The 21,370-nt window shown below is 42.6% G+C and carries 16 protein-coding genes; all 16 read left to right on the top strand.

Going from position 1 to position 21,370, the window contains the following annotated elements; genetic code table 11:
- The first annotated feature begins 33 nt into the window (after nucleotides 1-33).
- A complete protein-coding gene (locus QUF73_08520; protein ID MDM5226256.1) occupies nucleotides 34-267 on the top strand; it encodes an acyl carrier protein in 234 nt (77 codons plus the stop codon).
- 488 nt (nucleotides 268-755) lie between these two features.
- Nucleotides 756-1,496, top strand: a complete 741-nt coding sequence (gene rnc / locus QUF73_08515; GenBank protein ID MDM5226255.1) for a ribonuclease III — start codon at nucleotides 756-758, stop codon at nucleotides 1,494-1,496.
- A gap of 43 nt (nucleotides 1,497-1,539) precedes the next feature.
- Nucleotides 1,540-5,106 carry a chromosome segregation protein SMC gene (gene smc / locus QUF73_08510; protein MDM5226254.1) on the top strand — a complete coding sequence of 1,189 codons (3,567 nt, stop codon included), beginning with the start codon at nucleotides 1,540-1,542 and terminating at the stop codon, nucleotides 5,104-5,106.
- Between the two features lie 71 nt (nucleotides 5,107-5,177).
- On the top strand, nucleotides 5,178-6,191 hold the full coding sequence (gene ftsY / locus QUF73_08505) for a signal recognition particle-docking protein FtsY (GenBank protein ID MDM5226253.1): 1,014 nt from the start codon (nucleotides 5,178-5,180) through the stop codon (nucleotides 6,189-6,191).
- Nucleotides 6,192-6,494: 303 nt separating this feature from the next.
- Complete coding sequence (locus tag QUF73_08500) at nucleotides 6,495-8,870, top strand: hypothetical protein (GenBank protein ID MDM5226252.1); 2,376 nt, start codon at nucleotides 6,495-6,497, stop codon at nucleotides 8,868-8,870.
- A complete protein-coding gene (locus QUF73_08495) occupies nucleotides 8,867-9,802 on the top strand; it encodes an ABC transporter ATP-binding protein (protein MDM5226251.1) in 936 nt (311 codons plus the stop codon). The genes QUF73_08500 and QUF73_08495 overlap by 4 nt, the downstream gene beginning before the upstream one ends.
- Nucleotides 9,799-10,647, top strand: coding sequence for an ABC transporter permease subunit (locus QUF73_08490; GenBank protein MDM5226250.1), 849 nt, complete (start codon nucleotides 9,799-9,801; stop codon nucleotides 10,645-10,647). The genes QUF73_08495 and QUF73_08490 overlap by 4 nt, the downstream gene beginning before the upstream one ends.
- A 31-nt stretch (nucleotides 10,648-10,678) precedes the next feature.
- A complete protein-coding gene (locus QUF73_08485; GenBank protein ID MDM5226249.1) occupies nucleotides 10,679-12,295 on the top strand; it encodes a hypothetical protein in 1,617 nt (538 codons plus the stop codon).
- A gap of 5 nt (nucleotides 12,296-12,300) precedes the next feature.
- Nucleotides 12,301-13,305, top strand: coding sequence for a MoxR family ATPase (locus QUF73_08480; GenBank protein ID MDM5226248.1), 1,005 nt, complete (start codon nucleotides 12,301-12,303; stop codon nucleotides 13,303-13,305).
- Nucleotides 13,305-14,171: a DUF58 domain-containing protein gene (locus QUF73_08475; protein ID MDM5226247.1), complete on the top strand. Its 867-nt coding sequence runs from the start codon at nucleotides 13,305-13,307 to the stop codon at nucleotides 14,169-14,171. The genes QUF73_08480 and QUF73_08475 overlap by 1 nt, the downstream gene beginning before the upstream one ends.
- Before the next feature lie 7 nt (nucleotides 14,172-14,178).
- Nucleotides 14,179-15,951: a VWA domain-containing protein gene (locus QUF73_08470; protein ID MDM5226246.1), complete on the top strand. Its 1,773-nt coding sequence runs from the start codon at nucleotides 14,179-14,181 to the stop codon at nucleotides 15,949-15,951.
- Nucleotides 15,935-18,718, top strand: coding sequence for a VWA domain-containing protein (locus QUF73_08465; protein MDM5226245.1), 2,784 nt, complete (start codon nucleotides 15,935-15,937; stop codon nucleotides 18,716-18,718). Before QUF73_08470 ends, QUF73_08465 begins: the two co-directional genes overlap by 17 nt.
- A gap of 150 nt (nucleotides 18,719-18,868) precedes the next feature.
- Entirely contained in the window at nucleotides 18,869-19,201 is a 333-nt protein-coding gene (locus QUF73_08460) for a putative DNA-binding protein (GenBank protein MDM5226244.1), read from the top strand.
- 12 nt (nucleotides 19,202-19,213) lie between these two features.
- Nucleotides 19,214-20,566 (top strand): signal recognition particle protein, encoded by a 1,353-nt coding sequence (gene ffh, locus QUF73_08455; GenBank protein MDM5226243.1) that lies wholly within the window; start codon nucleotides 19,214-19,216, stop codon nucleotides 20,564-20,566.
- A 233-nt stretch (nucleotides 20,567-20,799) separates the two neighbouring features.
- Nucleotides 20,800-21,072 carry a 30S ribosomal protein S16 gene (rpsP, locus tag QUF73_08450; GenBank protein MDM5226242.1) on the top strand — a complete coding sequence of 91 codons (273 nt, stop codon included), beginning with the start codon at nucleotides 20,800-20,802 and terminating at the stop codon, nucleotides 21,070-21,072.
- 11 nt (nucleotides 21,073-21,083) lie between these two features.
- Entirely contained in the window at nucleotides 21,084-21,314 is a 231-nt protein-coding gene (locus tag QUF73_08445; GenBank protein MDM5226241.1) for a KH domain-containing protein, read from the top strand.
- The last annotated feature ends 56 nt before the right edge of the window (nucleotides 21,315-21,370 follow it).

Below are 21,370 nucleotides of genomic sequence, written 5' to 3'. Positions count from 1 at the left end.
TAATCTATAATACTTGAGGGGAGGTGAACAAGCATGGCAGAAGTATTAGAACGTGTAACAAAGATCATCGTGGACCGTCTTGGTGTTGAAGAGTCTGAAGTAAAATTGGAAGCTTCTTTCAAAGATGATCTAGGTGCTGATTCCCTTGATGTAGTAGAATTAGTAATGGAATTAGAAGATGAGTTCGACATGGAAATTTCTGACGATGATGCTGAGAAAATCGCAACAGTCGGTGACGCTGTAAATTACATAAAGGCTAGCCAATAATCGTTAGGTGAAACACTCTGCAGTGAGGGCATCCCCCTCGCTGCAGCAATTTTTTATCGCAGTCTAACGGGCAGTAAGACTCCCGTTTCTAGACTTAGAGGAACTCAAAAACTAATAAGTGTGAACCAAACTGCCCGTAAAGGTCCGATTGGTTCAACTAACAATCATTGGGGAAAAGCACCCCGCTGATTGAGTTTCACTTTATCAGCAGATGTTTACTGTCCGGTGTTACCTGTGACATAGAAGGGCAGCGGGGATAAAGCTGTCGCCCTGCAGCAGGTGGCTGTGGACAGTAAATATGTCAGGCAAAAGCTCCGTTGAATAACGGAGCTTTCTTCTGTGAAGATGGCTGTACCCATATGAAACTTAAAATTGCTTTGTAAATAGAAGTTTTTTTGCGTTTTTCATCTTTATTACGTAAACTTAGGGAAGACCATTTAAGCTTTTTACTTAAGCAGAATATTAATTTTTAGCAAGGTGGATGCATAATGCGCAGCAATAGGGATAAGGAAAGAAAATCATTTCGCGCAATCGAAAAACAATTTAAAGAATTCCAAACGGAAATCGCAATTCATTTTGAAAATGAAAAATTATTAAAACAAGCTTTTACCCATTCATCTTATGTGAATGAGCATCGGAGAAAGCCCTATGAAGACAATGAAAGGCTGGAATTTTTGGGTGACGCTGTCCTTGAACTGACTGTTTCAAAGTTCCTTTACCTAAAATATCCTATGATGAGCGAGGGGGAATTAACAAAGCTGAGGGCTGCGGTTGTCTGCGAACCATCCCTGGTTTCATTTGCCCACGAATTGTCATTCGGCAGCCTTGTACTGCTTGGAAAAGGGGAGGAAATGACAGGAGGAAGAACCCGTCCGGCCCTGCTTGCAGACGTATTTGAAGCCTTTATAGGTGCACTATACCTTGATAAAGGATTAGATACGGTTGTCGGTTTTTTGGAAAAAGTTGTTTTTCCGAAGATTGATTCTGGTGCTTTTTCGCATGTGATGGATTTCAAGAGCCAGCTGCAGGAACTTGTGCAGCGGGATGGTGCAGGTGCAATTGAATATAAAATCCTTCAGGAAAAAGGACCTGCCCACAATCGTGAATTTGTTTCCACAGTTTCCCTAAACGGCAAGGAGCTTGGGACAGGCACTGGCCGATCAAAGAAAGAAGCGGAACAGCATGCAGCCCAAATGGCCCTTGAAGTATTGAAGAATCATATTAAGTGACATCAAAGAATAGAAACTTGGAGGAGACAGAGGGGGAGCAAGGTTGTTTTTAAAAAGGCTTGATGTTATTGGTTTTAAGTCATTTGCTGAGCGGATAACGGTTGATTTTGTTCCTGGCGTCACAGCAGTTGTAGGTCCAAATGGAAGCGGAAAAAGCAATATAACAGATGCCATACGCTGGGTTTTGGGTGAACAATCAGCTAAGTCCCTTCGCGGCGCGAAAATGGAGGATGTTATTTTTGCTGGCAGTGATTCCCGGAGGGCGCAGAATTTTGCTGAGGTGACACTGACCCTTGATAACGGCGATCAGGGGCTGCCGATCGAATATAGCGAAGTCAGTGTTACAAGAAGGGTCTACCGATCTGGAGACAGTGAATACCTAATCAATAAGCAAACATGCAGACTAAAAGATATCGTAGATTTATTTATGGATTCAGGCCTTGGCAGGGAAGCTTTTTCAATAATAAGCCAGGGCAGGGTAGAAGAAATTCTAAACAGCAAAGCTGAAGAACGCCGGACGATATTCGAAGAAGCGGCAGGCGTGCTTAAATATAAGACAAGAAAGAAAAAAGCGGAAGGCAAACTTTCTGAAACCCAGGATAATTTAAACAGGGTGAATGATATTCTTCATGAACTGGAAAGCCAGGTAGAGCCTTTGAAAATTCAGGCTTCGATTGCGAAAGATTATCTGCAGCAGAAGGAAGAGCTGGAGAAAATAGAAGTTGCCCTTACAGTTTATGAAATAGAGGAACTGCATTCAAAATGGGAGCAGCTCTCACGTCAGCTTGAACAGCATACTGAAGATGAAATGAAGCTATCGGCAGTTATCCAGAATAAAGAAGCGAAAATGGAAGAGTTAAAGGATCATATAGCAGCAATCGATGAATCAGTAAATGATTTACAGGACGTACTCCTTCATGCCAGTGAAGAGCTGGAAAAACTGGAAGGCAGGAAAGAAGTCCTAAAAGAGCGAAAGAAAAATGCCAGCCAGAATAAAGACCAGCTTCATCGAAACATGGAAGAACTTTCTATGAAGATAACTGAGTTAAAAGAGCAGGAAGAAAAGCAGTCGGCTCTCAAAGGAAAAGTGAAGGCAGAAGCAGTTAAGCTTCAAAAAGCATTAAAGGAAAAGCAGGATCAGCTCAAACTCTTCAGTGAAAATACGGAAGAGAAAATTGAATCGCTGAAAAGTGATTATATTGAAGTGCTGAATAGCCAGGCGGCTTCAAGAAACGAACTGCAGAATATTGATCAGCAGCTGAACCAGCAGGGTCAGCGCAGTTCTAAGCTTGAGATGGATAACGAAAAGTATATTGCCGACCGCAAGAAAAACGAAGAGAAAAAGCAAAAGATACAATCAGACCTTGAAAGCCTGCAAAAGGAAATAGAGAGTCAGGTACATGTATTCCGAACAGAAGACCGCAAGCTTGAATCATTAAAGAATAATTATCAAAAGCAGGAAAAAACATTGTATCAGGCTTATCAGTATTTGCAGCAGGCAAAATCCAGGCAGGAAATGCTTGAAGAAATGGAAGAAGACTTTTCGGGCTTTTTCCAAGGTGTAAAGGAAGTATTGAAAGCGAGGGGCAGCAAGCTGCAGGGAATTGAAGGAGCCGTAGCGGAATTAATTCAGGTGCCAAAAGAGTACGAAACGGCGATTGAAACTGCTCTTGGCGGTGCCATGCAGCATATCATCGTACAGACTGAGCAGGATGGGAGAAGTGCCATCCAATTCCTGAAAAAGAATTCATACGGCAGAGCAACCTTCCTGCCGTTGAGCGTAGTGAAGGGGAAAAAGCTTAACAACGGGCAACTGCAATCGGTTCAAGGCCACCCCGCCTTTATTGGTGAAGCTGCTTCACTGATCCAGTTTGAAGGAAGGCATCAGTCCGCTATTGAAAACTTGCTTGGCAATGTGGTTATTTCCCGGGACCTTAAAGGAGCCAATGAACTGGCGAAGCTGCTTCAATACCGTGTGAGACTCGTTACAATTGATGGAGATGTGGTGAATCCCGGCGGATCCATGACCGGCGGAGCTGTGAAACAGAAAAGCACTTCAATCCTTTCACGTAAAGGTGAACTTGAAGAGCTGAAATCCCGAATTGTGGATATGGAATCCAAGACAGCTAATCTTGAAAAACAAGTGAAACTGCAAAAAAGCGAAATCCAAAAACAGGAAACACGAATTGAACAGCTTAGAAAAACAGGTGAAGAGCTTCGTTTGATGGAACAGAAGGTAAAAGGAGAGCTTCTAGAAGTAGAGTTTGAGGAGAAAAGCATTAATGAGCGCCTATCTCTTTATGATATGGACAAAGCACAGTTTTCGGAAGATAGAGAAAGACTGCTGATCAGAAAGAGTGAGCTGGCAGATCTATTGGAGCAGCAGCAAAAACAAATAGCTGATCTTGATAATGAGATTAAAGCGTTAACAGAAAGAAAAAACACCCAGCAGACGTCAAAGGAAACTGTGGTATATGAAATAAATGAGCTGAAAATCAGCTTCGCTTCCAAGAGTGAGCAGCTGAATCATGCTGAGGACAAGCTAGCCGCAATAAATTCAGAGCTTGCTGTTAACAGGGAAAAGCTGAAGACAGTAAAAGAAGATTTAGAACTGCTCTCATCCGAAATGACGAATAGCTCTTCAGGTGAGCAGCATCTGGAAGAGGCAGCACAGCAAAAATTAAAGGAAAAAAATGAAACGCTGGAATTAATTGCTTCAAGAAGGGATGAGCGCTTAAAGCTCCAAACATCTTTAGAGGACCTGGAACTTGAGGCAAAAGAATTAAAACGCCAGCATAAAGGTCTGGTAGAAGTTTTGAAAGATGAGGAAGTTAAGCAGAACCGGCTGGATGTTGAGCTGGAAAATAGGCTGAATCATTTAAGGGAAGAATATTTGCTGTCTTTTGAAGGTGCAAAGGAAGAATACCCGCTGCAGATTGAGATAGATGAAGCACGAAAAAAAGTAAAACTCATAAAGCTGGCAATCGAAGAGCTTGGGGCTGTAAACCTTGGAGCAATCGAAGAATATGACAGAGTATCTGAACGATATGAATTCCTGCTTGAACAAAAAACAGATCTTCAAGAAGCAAAAGATACGTTATTCCAGGTTATTGATGAAATGGATGTTGAAATGAAAAGGCGATTTGAAGAAACGTTTGCAGGGATCCGTTTTCATTTTGAGTCGGTTTTCCAATCTTTATTCGGTGGCGGCAGAGCCGATTTACGCTTGACTCAGCCTGATGACTTATTGAATACTGGTGTTGAAATTGTCGCACAGCCTCCAGGCAAGAAACTGCAGAACCTTGGATTATTATCGGGTGGAGAAAGGGCGCTTACAGCAATTGCCTTGCTATTTTCCATTTTGAAAGTCCGTCCTGTTCCATTCTGTATTCTCGATGAAGTAGAGGCAGCTCTGGATGAAGCGAACGTCCAAAGGTTCAGCCAATACTTAAAGAGATACAGCGACGAAACCCAGTTCATCGTTATCACCCACAGAAAAGGAACAATGGAAGAAGCGGATGTCCTCTACGGTGTAACCATGCAGGAATCCGGTGTTTCCAAACTGGTATCTGTACGTCTGGAAGAAACCAGAGAATTAATTACTCAATAGCAGATTTAATGCGGGGCAGCGTGCAACCTGTTCCGTACTTATACATATTGCATTTATAAGGAAGTGAAAACATGAGTTTCTTTAAAAAACTAAAAGAAAAAATCACCAAGCAGACAGATAGTGTGACTGAAAAGTTTAAAGACGGTTTAACCAAAACGCGCGATAATTTTTCAAATAAGGTAAATGACCTTGTTTCCAGGTACCGTAAAGTGGATGAGGAATTTTTTGAGGAACTGGAAGAAATCCTAATTGGGGCGGATGTCGGATTTGACACTGTCATGGAACTGGTGGAAGAGCTGAGAAGGGAAGTAAAGCGCAAGAATATTCAGGATCCTCGCGATGTGCAGGCTGTCATCTCAGAAAAGCTTGTAGAAATATATGACAGCGCAGGCGAAATCTCCACAGAATTAAATATTCAGACAGAGGGACTAACGGTTATCCTGTTTGTTGGTGTTAACGGAGTCGGAAAAACGACGACGATCGGAAAACTTGCCCATAAGTTCAAAAATGAAGGGAAAAATGTCCTGCTTGCAGCAGGCGATACCTTCCGTGCTGGAGCGATTGAACAGCTTGAGGTGTGGGGCGAACGTGTCGGCGTTGATGTCATTAAGCAGGGGGCTGGCTCTGACCCTGCAGCTGTCATGTATGATGCCGTTCAATCTGCAAAGTCGCGCAAAGCCGATATTTTAATCTGTGACACTGCGGGACGCCTGCAGAACAAAGTCAATCTGATGAAAGAATTGGAGAAAGTTAAGCGTGTAATTGAAAGGGAAGTACCTGGTGCCCCGCATGAGGTATTGCTTGTTCTTGACGCTACAACTGGACAAAATGCCATGATTCAGGCTAAGACCTTCAAGGAAGCCACTGATGTTTCTGGTATTGTTCTTACAAAGCTGGATGGAACTGCAAAGGGCGGCATCGTTCTTGCAATCAGAAATGAACTTGAAATCCCGGTGAAATTTGTAGGCTTGGGAGAAAAAATGGATGACCTGCAGGAATTCAATGCAGAACAGTATGTCTATGGACTCTTTGCCGACATAGTCGAAAAAGAAGCAGAAGAAGAAGAAGAAGAAGAAGAGGAATAAGAATTGATAAACAGCCGGAGAACGAGGTCTCCGGCTGTTTTTTTATCATGGAAATAATATGTATTTTATTATAAATAATAGTTTGAATTTTATGATTTTTAGTGTAAAATTACACTATGTTGATAAATTTCTTTCAATTCAGGTCTGACAAACTAACTATATAAATATCCTCAGGAACTTTTTGTCAGTAAGCTGCGTCTATATTATGAAAGAAGTCATCAGGCTGGCAATATTTATAGTTATAAAGACTGCCTATAAAAAAACAAAAGGCTGATACTTACGATTTTAATGGGGGAGATTGGGTTGCACGGAAAATTAAAAGTGATCATTATGGCTTTATTCTGCTTTGTATTAATGTTTCATCCATTCCAATCAGCAGAAGCTGCCAGCACAGACATCAAAGTTTCTCTAGAGGAGGTCTTTGGGGGAAAAGTGAAAAGAGGAGAGGGGTTTCCTCTGCGTATTAAGATGGAAAATTCAGGAGAGGCATTTAGCGGGAATTTGCTGATAAGTTACCATCCATCCTACAATACGAGCGGTGCGGTTACCGTAAAAGTAGAGCTTCCTGCGGGAGCAGCTAAGGAATACTTGGTTTCCATTCCTGGCATGGCGGAGGACCACCCTTCCATGTATCAGAACATCCCATTGCTGACTCTTTATGAAGGAGATTGGCAAGACGGGAAAAAAGTTAGTTTTAAAGGTGAAAATACATTAAAGCCAAAATTTATAGATATGGCAACTGAAGTAATTGGTGTTCTCAGTGAGAACTATGACCGTGTAAAAGAATTAAGGACGCTTCCTTCCAAATCGATGATTGAACTTAATAAGGAAGATTTGCCGGATGATGCCACAGGATTGGAAACACTCGATTATTTGCTGATTGATGAATACAAGATTTCCCAGCTTAGTGACAAACAGCAAAAAGCTATAAGGGAATGGGTTTACAACGGTGGAGCATTGATTGCCGGAGGCGGACCTGATGCAAGCGGCGCCTATGGAGAGCTATATTCTTTGCTGCCAATGAAATCTGAAAACGAGGCCGCCGGTGCAGTGAAATTCCTGCTGGCACCAAAGGGAGAGGAGCCGGATTTTAAAGAGCTCAATCTCTTTACTGGTCCAATTGATACGGGTACGGAAGTTATCGCGGAAAGCGGTGATCTTCCAGCAGCAGTGAAAAAGGAGTATGGAAGCGGGACGATCTTGCAGACAGCTTTTTCACTGGGAGATGAGCCTTTATCTTCATGGCAGGGATACGACACATGGTTTGCAGACTTTATTAATCAGGCAACTGGTGCCGGCATTGGATCCAGCCCATATTCTCAGGATTACCTGGACCAGCTGTATTGGGAATTTGCAGAAGTGAATGAATTCTTTCCTGCATCCAATTTTTCAATCGGGCAGCTTATTGGACTTTTTGCCGGTTATATTATTCTGATAGTGCCTGTTCTTTATTTTGTATTAAGAAAGCTTGATAAACGGGAGCATTCCTGGTGGATCATTCCTTCTATCGCCATATTAATGGGTGCAGCTGTCTTTGGAATGGGGGCAAAAGATAGAATTTCTCAGCCGCAGCTCAACCAGATGGGGATATATAAAGTGAATAACAATCTGCTTACCGGTTATCAGGCTTCAACCCTGCTGTCAAATAAAAGCGGTGAATATATCCTCTCATTGCCCAAAGGCGAATTTAATGCAGTGGTTTATTCAAATAATTCCACTTCATCTGATCCCCTTAGAGGCGGAATCATGGCTGAAAAAGTAAAAAACAATGAGATTATTTTCCCTGAGGTAGAATATTGGTCATCCAAAACAATTTACGGAAAGGCCCAGACAGAAATCAGCGGGAAGTTTGAAGCGGACATAACCCTTAAGGAAAAAAGATTAACGGGAACAATCAAAAACGAAAGTGAGTATGATTTTGAAGAATTATATATTTGGTCAGGCAATGAAGCAATCAAATTAGGGCCAATCAAGAAGGATGAGACAATTAAAGTGGATAAAACCATAAAGCAGTCCCTGCTGAGCAGACCATATGGAGGAACTTTTAATGTGGCATACCCTGCCAATGGTCAAAATGATATTAATAGGTTAAGAAGAGAAAAGCTTGAATACGCCTCCACTACATTTCTGCTTGGGGATGTTGCTCAGCCAGTCCTTGCTGGTATTACAAAAGAATCAATTATTGATGTAGCCATGAGAGGGAAGAAGGAAAAACAGAATAACACAAATATGATCCTTCAGCCATTTGAGGCCATAAATGAGTTCTCCGGATCCTTTACACTGAAAGATGGAATGATGGCTGCTGATTGGAATGTGATTCAGGGTCAGATTTATGAAAAAGGCATGGGCAGCACGAATGCAGAAATGATGCTTGAAGACGGAGAATATGAATATATTCTCAGCCTTCCGAAGCAGCTGAAAGAGAAAACATATAGATTAGAAGAAATTTCGGTAAGGGTCAATAGCCAAAACGTACAGTATTCGATAAAAAACCATAAAACAGGTGAGTGGTTGCCGATTGAACCGGATCAAAGGAGCATAAAGCTGACAAGTAAAGATGACTTATCCCAGTTTGTTTCAAAAGAAGGCCGTTTTATTATAAAGCTTAATAAATCAGCTCAGGGTGATCCTTTCGTTCAATTGCCGGCTGTTACGATCAAAGGGGAGGTGGAAAAATGATCGAAATTATGGATTTATCGAAAAGATACGGAAAATTTACAGCACTTGATTCTTTAAATTTAAATATAGAAAAAGGCAGTGTATTTGGTTTTGTCGGACAGAATGGTGCTGGAAAATCCACAACCTTCTCCATTTTAGCAACCTTACTTGCTCCCACTTCGGGCTCTGCTTACGTAAACGGGTATGATGTTCAAAAGGAATCAAAGCTCGTGAGGAAGCAGATAGGTTATATGCCGGATTTCTTCGGGGTTTATGACCAGCTTAAGGCTGATGAGTATCTGCACTTCTACGGTGCGAGTTACGGAATACCATTTGCAGAACGCGAGAAGCTGATTCCGCAGCTTCTCGACCTAGTCAACTTGTCAAATAAAAGAGAGTCATATGTAGACCTATTATCAAGAGGCATGAAGCAGCGTCTCTGCCTGGCCAGGTGCCTTATCCATGATCCTGAAGTGCTGATTCTTGATGAACCTGCATCAGGACTTGATCCAAGAGCTAGGGTGGAAATGAGGGAAATATTAAAAGAATTGAAAAGCATGGGCAAAACAATTTTAATATCTTCACATATTCTCCCTGAGCTTGCAGAAATGTGCGATACCATTGGCATTATTGATCAGGGGAAACTGGTGGCTCAGGGGTCTGTCGCTGATATTCAGTCACAGCTGAGGGGAGAAAGGCTGATCATTGTAAAAGTTCATGGAAGCGCAGAAAAGGCCGTCTCCTTTTTTGAAGATGATCCTAATATATTCAAAGTAGCTTTGCTTGAAGACGGAGCATCTTTTCAATTTATTTATAAAGGGATAGCTGAAGAACAAACAGAACTGCTGAAAAGAGCCATTTTAAATAATTTGGCGATCACCAGCTTTGCTGAAGCAGAAACGGATCTGGAAGATGTCTTTATGGAAATTACAAAGGGAGTTGAGCTGACATGAAGAATTTAGTTGTAAATCCTGTTCTGAATAAAGAGTTTAAGCTCCGCTTCCGCAGCTTTAAAAGCTACCTGGGGGTACTCTTTTACCTCCTTGCATTAGGGCTGATCATTGTTGGTTTTATCTTTATAGAATCATTGTCAAATAACATGCAGGGCTTTTTTAAACCAGATCAGAGCCGGACAATGTTTATGGTTCTATCTATATTGCAGCTTGGCTTAATTCTGTTTATTACTCCCGGTTTAACAGCTGGGGTTATCAGCAGTGAAAGAGAGAGGCAGACCTTAAATATTCTGCTCACAACGACCCAAAGCTCTTCAAGCATTATATTGAGCAAGCTGATCTCTTCCATTTCATATTTGATTCTGCTTATTGCGGCAAGTTTGCCTCTTTATAGCTTTGTGTTTTTATTTGGAGGCATTTCCCCAGGTCAGCTGCTTACGACAATGGGTTTTTATTTATTTACCATTCTGGTTTATGGAAGCCTCGGGGTCTTGTTTTCAACGCTAATTAGAAAAACAATTGTCTCAATGGTTACCACCTATGGGGTTACTTTATTTCTAGCAGGAGGAACGGCATTCCTGACTTTGATTTTTATGCAATTAACCAATGCATATGGCTATACAGGGACTCAGCCCACAAATCCTCTTGCATACTTCCCGGCTATGCTCAACCCGGTCATTATTCTGATAAGCACCTTTGAGCCGGAAATGACCAATGAAATTACTAGATCAACAGGCATTGAATTTCCTTTATGGATTTCATACTTAATTTCGTACACATTGATTTTCATTGGAGCTATTCTGCTGAGCATAAAAAAACTCCGTCCCAATATGAAAAAGGGCTAACATTTATTCGGGCAAATCCCTGGAGACGGGATTGCCCGTAAATTTTAATAAGGGAATGATATCGGTGGAAAACCGCAATCAATATCTTAGACTTTTAAAACCGGTAAAAAGACAGCTCCTATTTCAGCTGATCGTTAAGGAATTCCAGGTGTTCCTTTTATCAGCTGCTGTCTTGGCCTTTTTTCTTATGATGGCAGCAAGATTTTTTGTTATCCCATTTCTGCAAAACTATCTCCTGCTGATGTTATTTCTGTCTGCTTTTTATGCAGCTTTTCGAATTTGGAAGAGGCGCCCTGACATGACCCAGGCTGCTTCATTGTATAACACGTTTGTAGCGGAAGACAGGGTCATGACAGCCCATTCTTTCCTTCACGATGATGGCATTCTGGCAAGATTGCAGCTGGCAGATGCAGTAAAGCACATGAAAAAGGTGCACCATCAGGTTTTAGTCAGGAAGAAAACTTACATTCTTCCCAAACCTTTTCTAATGTTTTTGTCTTTTCTTGGTTTGGCAGTGCTCTTATACATGATTCCGGGCGAGAAAATGGAATTGGCGCTAAAACAGGAGAAGGAAATCAAGATAGTTGAAGAAGCTAAAGAGAAACTTGAGAAAAAAGCTGAGAAAGAAAAGAATCCTGAAGTGAAAAAAGCATTAGAAGAAGCAAAAGACAAGATTGCAGAAAAAAAGTCTGCTGAGGAAGCATTGAAGGAATTAGCGAAGCAAACAAAAAGCTTAGAGTTAAAGGCAATGAAAGAAAAAGAAAAATCACTAGCCCTGGAAAATATGAAAAACGATCTTGATAAGAGCGGGTTAGAACAATTAAGCCGAATGCTGAAAGAAAAAGATCTGGCTTCCTTTAGGGAAGAGTTGTCAAAGCTTGATAAGCAGAGGACGGAACTTAATGAAGATCAAAGAAATACCTTGAAAGAGCTTACTGGCAGTGAAGTACCGTTGTCTGAAGAAGAGCTGTCAAGTCTCCTGGATCAGCTCGAAAAGGCATTGCAATCAGAAGAGCTTGTAAAACAGCTGGCTGCAGCACAAGATGCTCTGCAGCGTTCAGGGATTTCTTTACAGCAGCAAATGGCTGCGAATGGAATGACCCCGGGACAGCTCGCTTTTGCGCCGCCTGGCCAGCCTGGCAGTTCAGGAAACGCTTCCAATACGCCTCATCAGGGGCAGCAGAATAATTCAAATCAGCAAAATAAGCAAAATCAAGCTGGCAATAGCTCAAACAGTGGCAATGGCAGCGGATCGGGTTCAGGCAGCGGCTCAGGAAATGGAAACGGCTCAGGAAATGGTTCGGGTTCGGGCTCTGGTACCGGGGCTGGCTCAGGGAGTGGGTCAGGCAGCGGTCTTGGAGGAGGTGCCGGGCTCGGACAGGGATCCAGGGATCTGCTCACCATTCCATCTGGCATGGAAGGGAAGACGAATATTGAAAATGACAATGGCAGCATTGCACAGGGGAGTCCAGGACAGCAGCTTGAAGGGGAAGGTCCTGTCTTAAAAGGAAATATCAGACCTTACAGTGAAGTTTTCGGGAACTATGAAAAGTCGTACAGACAGAGTACAGACCGGTATAAACTTCCGGCTGATTTAGAGGAAATCGTTAAAAATTATTTTACAAGTATAGATCCTGACAAGGAGTGACTTCAATGTCCGCAACACAGGAAAAAGAACAGCAATTCGCACAAGCAGCAGATATTATTGCAAGAGTGAAAGATGAAATTCAAACATTCATAGTCGGCCAGGAAGAAGTAGTCGATCATGTTTTATGGAGCATATTCTCAGGAGGGCATGTTTTGCTTGAAGGTTTGCCTGGTCTGGGTAAAACCATGCTGATTAAAACCATTGCAGAAGTGCTGGATCTCAAATTTTCACGCATTCAATTCACCCCTGATATTATGCCATCCGATATAACCGGAACCATGCTGCTTCAGCCTGATGAAGCAGGCAGGCAAATATTCAGTTTTCATAAAGGGCCCATATTTGCAAACATCATCCTGGCAGATGAAATTAACAGGGCAACACCAAAAACACAAAGTGCCCTGCTCGAGGCAATGGGAGAAAAAACGGTCACTATAATGGGCGAAACCAAAAAGATGGAAAAGCCATTTTTTGTACTCGCAACTCAAAATCCGATTGATATGGAAGGGACTTACCCCCTGCCGGAAGCACAAACGGACCGGTTTTTATGCAAGGTGAATGTTGCCTATCCGACGAAAGAAGAATTAAAAGAAATTGCCCGGAGGACTACGGGGACGCAAAAAACTCATTTAAATAAAGCCGCCGGATTGAAGGATGTCATGGCCCTTCAGGAGCTTTCGAGAGAAATTCTCCTATCAGATGAAATCCTGGATTATGCTGTTTGGATGATCACTGCCACGCACCCGGAATCAGAGGGGGCACCAGAAACAGTGAAAAAGCACGTCCAATATGGCAGCGGTCCACGCGGCCTTCAGAGTCTGATAAGTATGGCAAAAGCAAGAGCCATGTGCTCCGGCCGATTCCATGTATCAATAGGAGACATTAAAAACGCTGCCTATCCGGTTTTGCGGCATCGTCTTATTTTGAACTTTGAGGGAGAAGCAGCGGGTATTTCGGCGGATTCGATTATTGAAGCTTTGTTAAACGAAACTTCCTGGGGAGCTAAAAGCTGATGAACAGCCATCATGCTCTACTTGCAAAGCTTCAAAAACGAAAGATTGCTGCAAAGACAAGGAAAAGAGGATTTCATTCAGGGTCCAGGCAATCCCATAAATTCGGATCTTCCATGGAATTCTCTGATTTCAGGGCCTATCAGCCTGGTGACGATATTAGACAAATAGATTGGAATGTCTATGGCAGAACACAAAAACATTATATTAAACGCTTCCTGGATGAGCAGGAGCTTTCTATTGCAGTTTACCTGGATGCAACGTCTTCAATGACAAAAATCCAGCAGAAATGGGAATATGCCAAATCGCTGGCATCAGCTTTGAGCTTTATGGTGCTTTCAAGTGAAGACCGGCTTTTCTTTTCAGCTGTTTCTTCTGCAGGCGTGCAGCCTATCAAAAGGAAAGGCTCTGTTTACAGCAGGCGAACGTTCATGGAGATCCAAAAAATTGAACCTGCAGCTCTTTCTACAAACTTTCTGGGCTGTCTGAAAGAAACTCTTTCTAAACATCAGCAGCTTGCTGTAATAATAGCAGATGGTTTTGAGCCGCTTCAGGATTGGGAAAACCTTTTTTGGAAGCTCAGGGGGTTAAAACAGGAGTTCTGGCTATTTCAGGTGCAGGCAGATGAAGAGATGACCCCTGCATATTCTGGAGATATTAAGTTAATTGATAGTGAAACAGGGACAGCAGTAAATGTCAGCATGGGCCCTTCCGTATTAGCTGAATATGAAAAGCGCCTAAAAGAACATAATGAACAGCTTGAGATTTTATGCAAACGGTATGGCGGCCAGTATATCTTTGCCCCGGAAACAAGAGATCTTCAGACCGTTCTTTTCAGGGATCTGTATGCGAAGGGGCTGGTCAGGTGAGGACACAATGCAATTCTTAAATCCTATCTATTTTATTTTAGCCATTTTTATAGGAGCAGTTATCCTATTTTATTTCTTTCGTAAGCAGTACATGGAAAAGACCATTTCATCCAATCTGCTCTGGGAGCAGGTTCTGAACGAATGGCAGGCCTCCCCTTGGCTGAAAAAGCTACAGCAGAATCTATTATTTTGGCTGCAATTATTGGCTCTGATCCTATTGATGCTGGCCCTTGTGCGCCCATTTTGGCTTGAAGACTCTTTAAAAGGGGAACATTTAATCATCATTATAGACCCATCCGCCTCTATGTCGGCTGAACACGGAGGAAAGAGCCGTTTTGAAATCGCAAAAGAGGAAATCCTTGACCTTGCCGCCAAGCTTAATGGCCAGCAGGTAACCTTGATTAAAGCAGGAGAGAAAAATGAGATCCTATTAAGCCGTGAAGATGATCCAAATGCCATTCGCAGAACCGTTGATGGGCTGAAACTTACTTATGAACATGAAAATATGGATAAAGCCCTCTTATTGGCAGGTTCCTTATCTTCAGGAAAAGACACAGCCCTTCATATTTTTTCAGATTCGGCTGTAAAAAATGATTTAATGGAGGAACTGGCTGGCCTATACACTGTTGTACATAATATTGGAGAGGATGCAGGGAATGTCTCGCTGCAATCGTTTGGAACAGCTTCAGCTGGTGATGGTATCTCAGCCATTGCGGTGATAGAAAACCAGTCTTCCGGAAATATAGAAACAGGTTTTACCGTCCAATTTGAGGATGAAGTCTTATTTGAGCAAAATTTATCATTGAAAGCAAATGAACAAACAACCGTACAGATTAAAAACCTGCCTGAAAAACCTTATTATGAGGCATCCATTTCCATTAATGACGGCTACAGTGCAGATAATTTCGCTGCCTCTATTTACACAGACCCAAAACCAAAGGTTTACACTATGGGGGATATAAATCCGTTTGCAGTGAAGGGCTTTCAAACCATAGGAGCCGAATTGCTGCAGACAGATCCCGCTGCTCTTAAAGGTTTTGAAATGAAGGGTGTGGTTGTAGCAGAAGGAAGCACAATATCGGAACTTCCAGAGCTGCCAATGATCTTTTTTAACACAGGCAAGGAAAAAACAAAACTTAAAGAGGCAATTTCGGGGGATGAGGATCTTTTATTTGAATATACAGACTTTGACCGTGTGTATATCAGTTCCGCTTCCGCTGCATTGAAAGGAGAATGGGAAACTGTTTTGAAAAGTGGGGACATTCCTTTAATCCAGAAGGGAATGCAGAATGGACAGCCAATTATTATTGTCAATTTCGATCTATCCGACACAGATTGGCCACTCCTGCCAGGTTTTCCGATCTTTTTGTATAACTCTTACCAGTGGTTATCCCAGCAAACAGATTTCCTCGGATATTTCAGTGCCGGAGAAGAAAGATGGATAAATATTGGCAGAGGAAATGGAAGCTGGGAGATTTTCAATAATAAAGACGAAAATCTATACTCCCTTGATCTAAACAAAGAAAACTTTAAAGCTCCTGTGATTCCAGGGACTTACCAGGCGGTATCAGGGAATCAAATATATTATTTTTCTGTCCTATTGGATGAAAGGGAGAAAAATGCAGGAATAGAAGAATCTTTCATATTGAATGAAGAATCTTCTGAAAAAAACAGCATGATCCAAAGGCCGAACGAAAGCCTCTGGTTCTGGCTGGCGTTAATTGCTTTTATACTGATTGCTATCGAATGGGAGGTATATCGCCGTGGGCATAGAGGTTAAATATCCCTTCCTGTTTCTGCTCCTGATTCCTGCTGTCATAATGGTCTTTTTGTATATTCGAAATCACAGGAAGAAAGGAAAAGAAAAATATTGGATTGCTATTCTGAGGCTGGTCATTTTCTCATTATTAATTTTTGCACTGACAGTTCCCCAGGTGGTCCTTCCGGTTAAGGGACAGACCGTCGTATTTCTGGCCGACCGGTCTGCAAGCATTGGCCCAAATGAGGAGGCACTCTCCTGGATAGAAAACAGTGCCAGCCACAGGAAAAGTGAGGATCAATTTACGGTGGCAGCTTTTGGCAAGAATGTAGTGCTTGAACAGAATTTGGGCAGGAACCGTGAAGCTATTACCGAATTTAACGGGAAAGCAGACGATTCTCAAACGAATCTGGAAGCAGGTCTGCAATTTGCCGCTTCACTCATTCCGAGGGATTCTTCTGGCAGAATTGTCTTGATGACGGACGGAAATGAAACGGCAGGCAAAAGCCTGGAGGCTGCCTCAGTTTTAAAGAATCGAAGTATCGAGATTGACTATGTACCATTAAGAACAGCAGCAGGTGACGATGTATCAATTTCAGAATTAAAGATGCCTCCATCACTTTATTTAGGAGAAGAGGCTCCGATTACAATAGAAGTTACCAGCAATGTTGCCAAAGAAGCTGATATCAGATTATCTGTAAACCATAAAGAGGTTTTAAAGGAAACCATTCAAGTGAATGAAGGGAAAAATGTATATACCTTTACTCACAAAGCAGATACAGCAGGGTTAACCGTATATAAAGCAGAGATAGCTGCTGACCAGGACGCCTTCTCTGAAAACAATACACTGCACTCGGTTGTAAATGTTAAGGGAACCCCTAAGGTGCTGATCGTACAAGGGAAGGACTCGGGTGATATTGCGAATCTGTTAAAAGGTTCAGGCCTCGAGACAGACACGGTTCTTCCAGAGGAGCTTCCAACCGTTCTCTCAGGATATTTGCAATATCAGTCGATTATTTTTAATAATGTTCCTGCAACAGTTATTTCAGAGCATCAAATGACGTTGATGGAGAAGGCAGTTAAGGAATTCGGCACCGGTTTTATTATGTTTGGCGGTGAAGAAAGCTTCGGGCTGGGGGGCTATTTTAAAACTCCGATTGAGAAATTGCTGCCGGTGGATATGGATATCAAGGGCAAGAAAGAAATGCCTTCCTTAGGCCTGGTATTAGTTATGGACCGTTCTGGAAGCATGGCCGGGAATAAAATTGAATTGGCGAAAGAGGCGGCTGCCCGTTCAGTGGAGCTGCTGCGTGAAGAAGATACAATCGGATTCATTGCATTTGATGACCGGCCATGGGAAATCCTTGAAACCGAGCCTCTCAAGGATAAAAAGAAGGCAATTGAAAAAATCAGATCTATTACACCAGGCGGGGGGACAGAAATTTTTACTTCTCTGGAACAAGCATACAGTGAGCTTGAAGAATTGCAGCTTCAGAGAAAGCATATTATTTTGCTGACAGATGGCCAATCTGCCACAAATGGAGACTATGAGCTTTTAATCGAAAGCGGGAAAGAGAAGAATATCACTCTATCAACTGTCGCACTTGGTCAGGATGCTGATAGAGGACTGCTTGAAGATCTTGCGGGAATGGGGTCAGGGCGTTTTTACGATGTTATAGACTCTTCCGTCATTCCGAGCATATTATCACGCGAAACGGTAATGGCTACGAGAACCTATATCGAAGACAATCCATTTTATCCAAGTGTCCAGCCCTACCCTGAATGGTCCTCACTCTTTGAAAAAGGTGTCCCAGAAATGAATGCCTATATAGCTGCTACGGCCAAGCCGCGAGCGCAGGTGCCGCTGTTAAGTGAAAAAGAAGATCCTGTACTTGCTGAATGGCAATACGGAATGGGGCGGGCAGCTGCCTTTACATCCGACTCCTCAGGCAAATGGTCAGGAGATTGGGCCCGATGGGAAAAGTGGCCATCATTTATTAATCAGCTTGTCACCAAAACCCTGCCGCAATATGAAAGTGAACCATACAGGGTTGCTGTTGAGAATAAGGATGGCAATACAGTGCTCAGCCTGGAGTCTGCGGCAAGCAAGTCTTTGCCCATTGAGGCATCTATCGTGTCGGAAACGGGCGATCAGATAGAAGCCAATATAAGGCTCACTGCTCCAGGTAAATATGAGGCGTCAATGCCTGAAAGTGCGGGAATGTATTTTTTAAATATTAAACAGACAGATCAAAATGGGAATATACAGGTTCATCAGACTGGATTTACTATTCCCTATTCAGAAGAGTATCTGCAAAAGGGAACAAATAAGGAGCATTTGGAGTCACTCTCAAAAATGACTGGCGGCAAGGAGCTGAAAAGCGGAGAAGAAGCTTTCAGATCGCTGAAAAAACCAGCCAGCACCAAACAGCCGATCAGCGAATGGCTTCTTCTCGCTGCATTCCTGATCTTTTTTTCAGAAATCGCGGTAAGGCGCTTTGGCTTAACTGCTCTCGCAGCGAGAATTTTGAAGAAAAACAGCAAGAAAAAGGAAAAGCCAGAGGAGCCTATGAAAATTCAAAACCTTAAAGCTTCCAGGGAAAAACAATCTCCTTCCGTGCAGATGCCCGTTAAACTTCAAAGGGAAACTTCTGTAAAAGAAACACCGGAAAAAACAAAAGAAAAGAAAAAACCAAACCGGCCAAAACCAGCAGCAGAACCCTCGCCGAAAGAAAGAGAAGAGCGCATGAAAAGGCTGCTGGATGCAAAAAATAGGAAAAATAAGTAAAATCAGATTGAATGCCAGTTTAATTTTTGCCTGAAGCTTTCATCTGGAAATAAGAACTGCCAACGCTGTAAAGATATTTTCTTGACATGATATGAAATTCTATGTAAACTTACTTTGTAAAGGCTTTTCACTTAACAAGGGGGAATAGGGATGCTCGAAAAAACAACGAGGATGAACTACCTTTATGATTTCTATCAGTCGTTGTTAACTCCTAAGCAGAGAAGCTATATGTCCCTGTACTACCTGGATGATTTTTCGCTTGGAGAGATTGCCGAGGAATATGATGTTAGCCGGCAAGCGGTATATGACAACATTAAAAGAACAGAAGCAATGCTTGAAGAGTATGAAGAAAAGCTATTATTATTTCATAAATTTCAAGAGCGCAGCAAGCTGATTGCAGAAATAAAAGAGATGCTCAAGGAAGGCTCCCCTTCCCGAGATGCATTGGAAGAAGCAGTGGCAGAGCTTGAGAAATTAGATTAGGAGGCGGCATATATGGCATTTGAAGGATTGGCCGACCGACTGCAAAATACAATTCAGAAGATCCGCGGAAAAGGCAAAATCAATGAAGCGGATGTAAAAGAAATGATGCGTGAAGTCCGTCTCGCCCTTTTGGAAGCGGACGTAAACTTCAAAGTCGTCAAAGAGTTTGTCAAAAAAGTCAGCGAACGCGCTGTCGGGCAGGAAGTATTAAAGAGCCTGACGCCAGGACAGCAGGTAATTAAGGTTGTTAAAGAAGAATTAACGGAACTGATGGGCGGAGAGCAAAGCAAAATTGCTGTCTCCAATCGCCCGCCGACAGTCATTATGATGGTCGGTCTTCAGGGTGCCGGTAAAACGACTACAACCGGAAAGCTTGCAAACCTGCTCCGCAAAAAGTATAACCGCAATCCGATGCTGGTTGCTGCAGATATTTACCGCCCTGCGGCGATTAAACAGCTCGAAACGCTTGGCAAACAGCTTAATATGCCGGTCTTCTCCCTTGGTGATCAAGTCAGTCCTGTTGAAATTGCAAAACAGGCAATCGCAAAGGCAAAAGAGGATCATCATGATTATGTTCTGATCGATACAGCAGGAAGACTGCATGTGGATGAAGCCTTAATGGATGAGCTAAAGCAAATCAAAGAGCTTTCCGATCCAGATGAAATTTTCCTTGTTGTAGACGCCATGACCGGTCAAGATGCGGTTAACGTAGCGCAAAGCTTCAATGATCTGCTGGGTCTTACTGGGGTTGTCCTGACGAAGCTGGATGGCGATACCCGAGGCGGTGCGGCTCTATCCATTAGATCCGTAACAAATACGCCGATTAAATTCGTCGGTCTTGGCGAAAAGCTGGATGCGCTTGAAGCGTTCCATCCAGAACGGATGGCATCCCGTATATTAGGTATGGGAGATGTCCTATCCCTAATTGAAAAAGCACAGGCTAATGTGGATGAAGAAAAGGCAAAAGAGCTTGAGCAGAAGATGCGCACTGCTTCCTTCACATTTGACGACTTTTTGGATCAGCTTGGACAGGTCCGCAATATGGGGCCTCTTGACGAGCTTCTGAAAATGATGCCTGGCGCCAACAAAATCAAAGGCTTGAATAATATCCAAATCGACGAGAAGCAAATCACTCACGTTGAAGCGATTATTAAATCGATGACAAAGGAAGAGAAAACTCATCCGGAAATCATCAATGCAAGCCGCCGCAAACGGATTGCCAAGGGAAGCGGAAGAACCGTGCCTGAAGTCAACCGTCTGCTGAAGCAATTTGAAGACATGAAAAAGATGATGAAGCAAATGGCTGGCATGCAGCAAAAAAGTAAGAAAAAAGGCGGGTTTAAGCTTCCTTTTAACCCTTTTTAGTAATGTCTAGCTCCAGCGCCTACCCCCTCAAGTTCACAAGCCAATCCTCCCAAAAAGGCAAAGAACGCCTTTTCGAAAGGCTCGTCTTGTGCTTGTCGGGGGTGATCAAGGCGCTTGCGCTTTTCCAGTCATTTAAGCTTTTCATAAGATGTAAAGAAAAAAACCTTTACAAACTAATTAACTATCTGATATTATACTATCTTGTGTGAAACTATTCGGAGGTGCTTTTTAAAATGGCAGTAAAAATTCGTTTAAAGCGTATGGGTGCTCACAAAAACCCTTTCTATCGTATCGTTGTAGCTGATTCTCGTTCTCCTCGTGACGGACGTTTCATTGAAACAGTAGGAACTTACAACCCGGTTGCTCAGCCAGCAATCGTTGAAATCAATGAAGAGTTGGCTCTTAAATGGCTTCAGACAGGCGCCAAGCCATCTGATACAGTACGCAACCTTTTCTCTAAGCAAGGCATTATGGAGAAATTCCATAACGCTAAAAACGGTAAGTAATTCACTATAAGATGAAAGAGCTTATCGAAACGATTGTTAAGCCCCTTGTTGATTTTCCGGAAGACGTTCAAGTGAATGTCCAAGAAGAGGATCAGCGCGTAACCTATCAGCTTTCCGTCAACAAGAATGACATGGGGAAAGTAATTGGGAAGCAAGGGCGCGTTGCGAAAGCAATACGGACCGTTGTCTATGCAGCAGGTTCATCAGAACAAAAGAAGATCTTTTTAGAGATCATCGAATAATTATCCTGCAATTGAGCAGGGTATTACCAAAAAAGGAGGGGCTTCCCCTCCTTTTT

This window comes from Cytobacillus sp. NJ13, assembly GCA_030348385.1.
GTDB lineage: Bacteria > Bacillota > Bacilli > Bacillales > Cytobacillaceae > Cytobacillus.
This window is presented reverse-complemented; position numbering and strand designations above follow the sequence as displayed.

Excerpts from the sequence above, each read along its gene's own strand:
- ffh (MDM5226243.1), top strand. The coding sequence starts at position 19,214 with ATGGCATTTGAAGGATTGGCCGACCGACTGCAAAATACAATTCAGAAG.
- QUF73_08470 (MDM5226246.1), top strand. The coding sequence starts at position 14,179 with ATGCAATTCTTAAATCCTATCTATTTTATTTTAGCCATTTTTATAGGA.
- QUF73_08490 (MDM5226250.1), top strand. The coding sequence starts at position 9,799 with ATGAAGAATTTAGTTGTAAATCCTGTTCTGAATAAAGAGTTTAAGCTC.
- QUF73_08495 (MDM5226251.1), top strand. The coding sequence starts at position 8,867 with ATGATCGAAATTATGGATTTATCGAAAAGATACGGAAAATTTACAGCA.
- rnc (MDM5226255.1), top strand. The coding sequence starts at position 756 with ATGCGCAGCAATAGGGATAAGGAAAGAAAATCATTTCGCGCAATCGAA.
- QUF73_08480 (MDM5226248.1), top strand. The coding sequence starts at position 12,301 with ATGTCCGCAACACAGGAAAAAGAACAGCAATTCGCACAAGCAGCAGAT.
- QUF73_08445 (MDM5226241.1), top strand. The coding sequence starts at position 21,084 with ATGAAAGAGCTTATCGAAACGATTGTTAAGCCCCTTGTTGATTTTCCG.
- QUF73_08460 (MDM5226244.1), top strand. The coding sequence starts at position 18,869 with ATGCTCGAAAAAACAACGAGGATGAACTACCTTTATGATTTCTATCAG.
- QUF73_08520 (MDM5226256.1), top strand. The coding sequence starts at position 34 with ATGGCAGAAGTATTAGAACGTGTAACAAAGATCATCGTGGACCGTCTT.
- QUF73_08475 (MDM5226247.1), top strand. The coding sequence starts at position 13,305 with ATGAACAGCCATCATGCTCTACTTGCAAAGCTTCAAAAACGAAAGATT.
- ftsY (MDM5226253.1), top strand. The coding sequence starts at position 5,178 with ATGAGTTTCTTTAAAAAACTAAAAGAAAAAATCACCAAGCAGACAGAT.
- rpsP (MDM5226242.1), top strand. The coding sequence starts at position 20,800 with ATGGCAGTAAAAATTCGTTTAAAGCGTATGGGTGCTCACAAAAACCCT.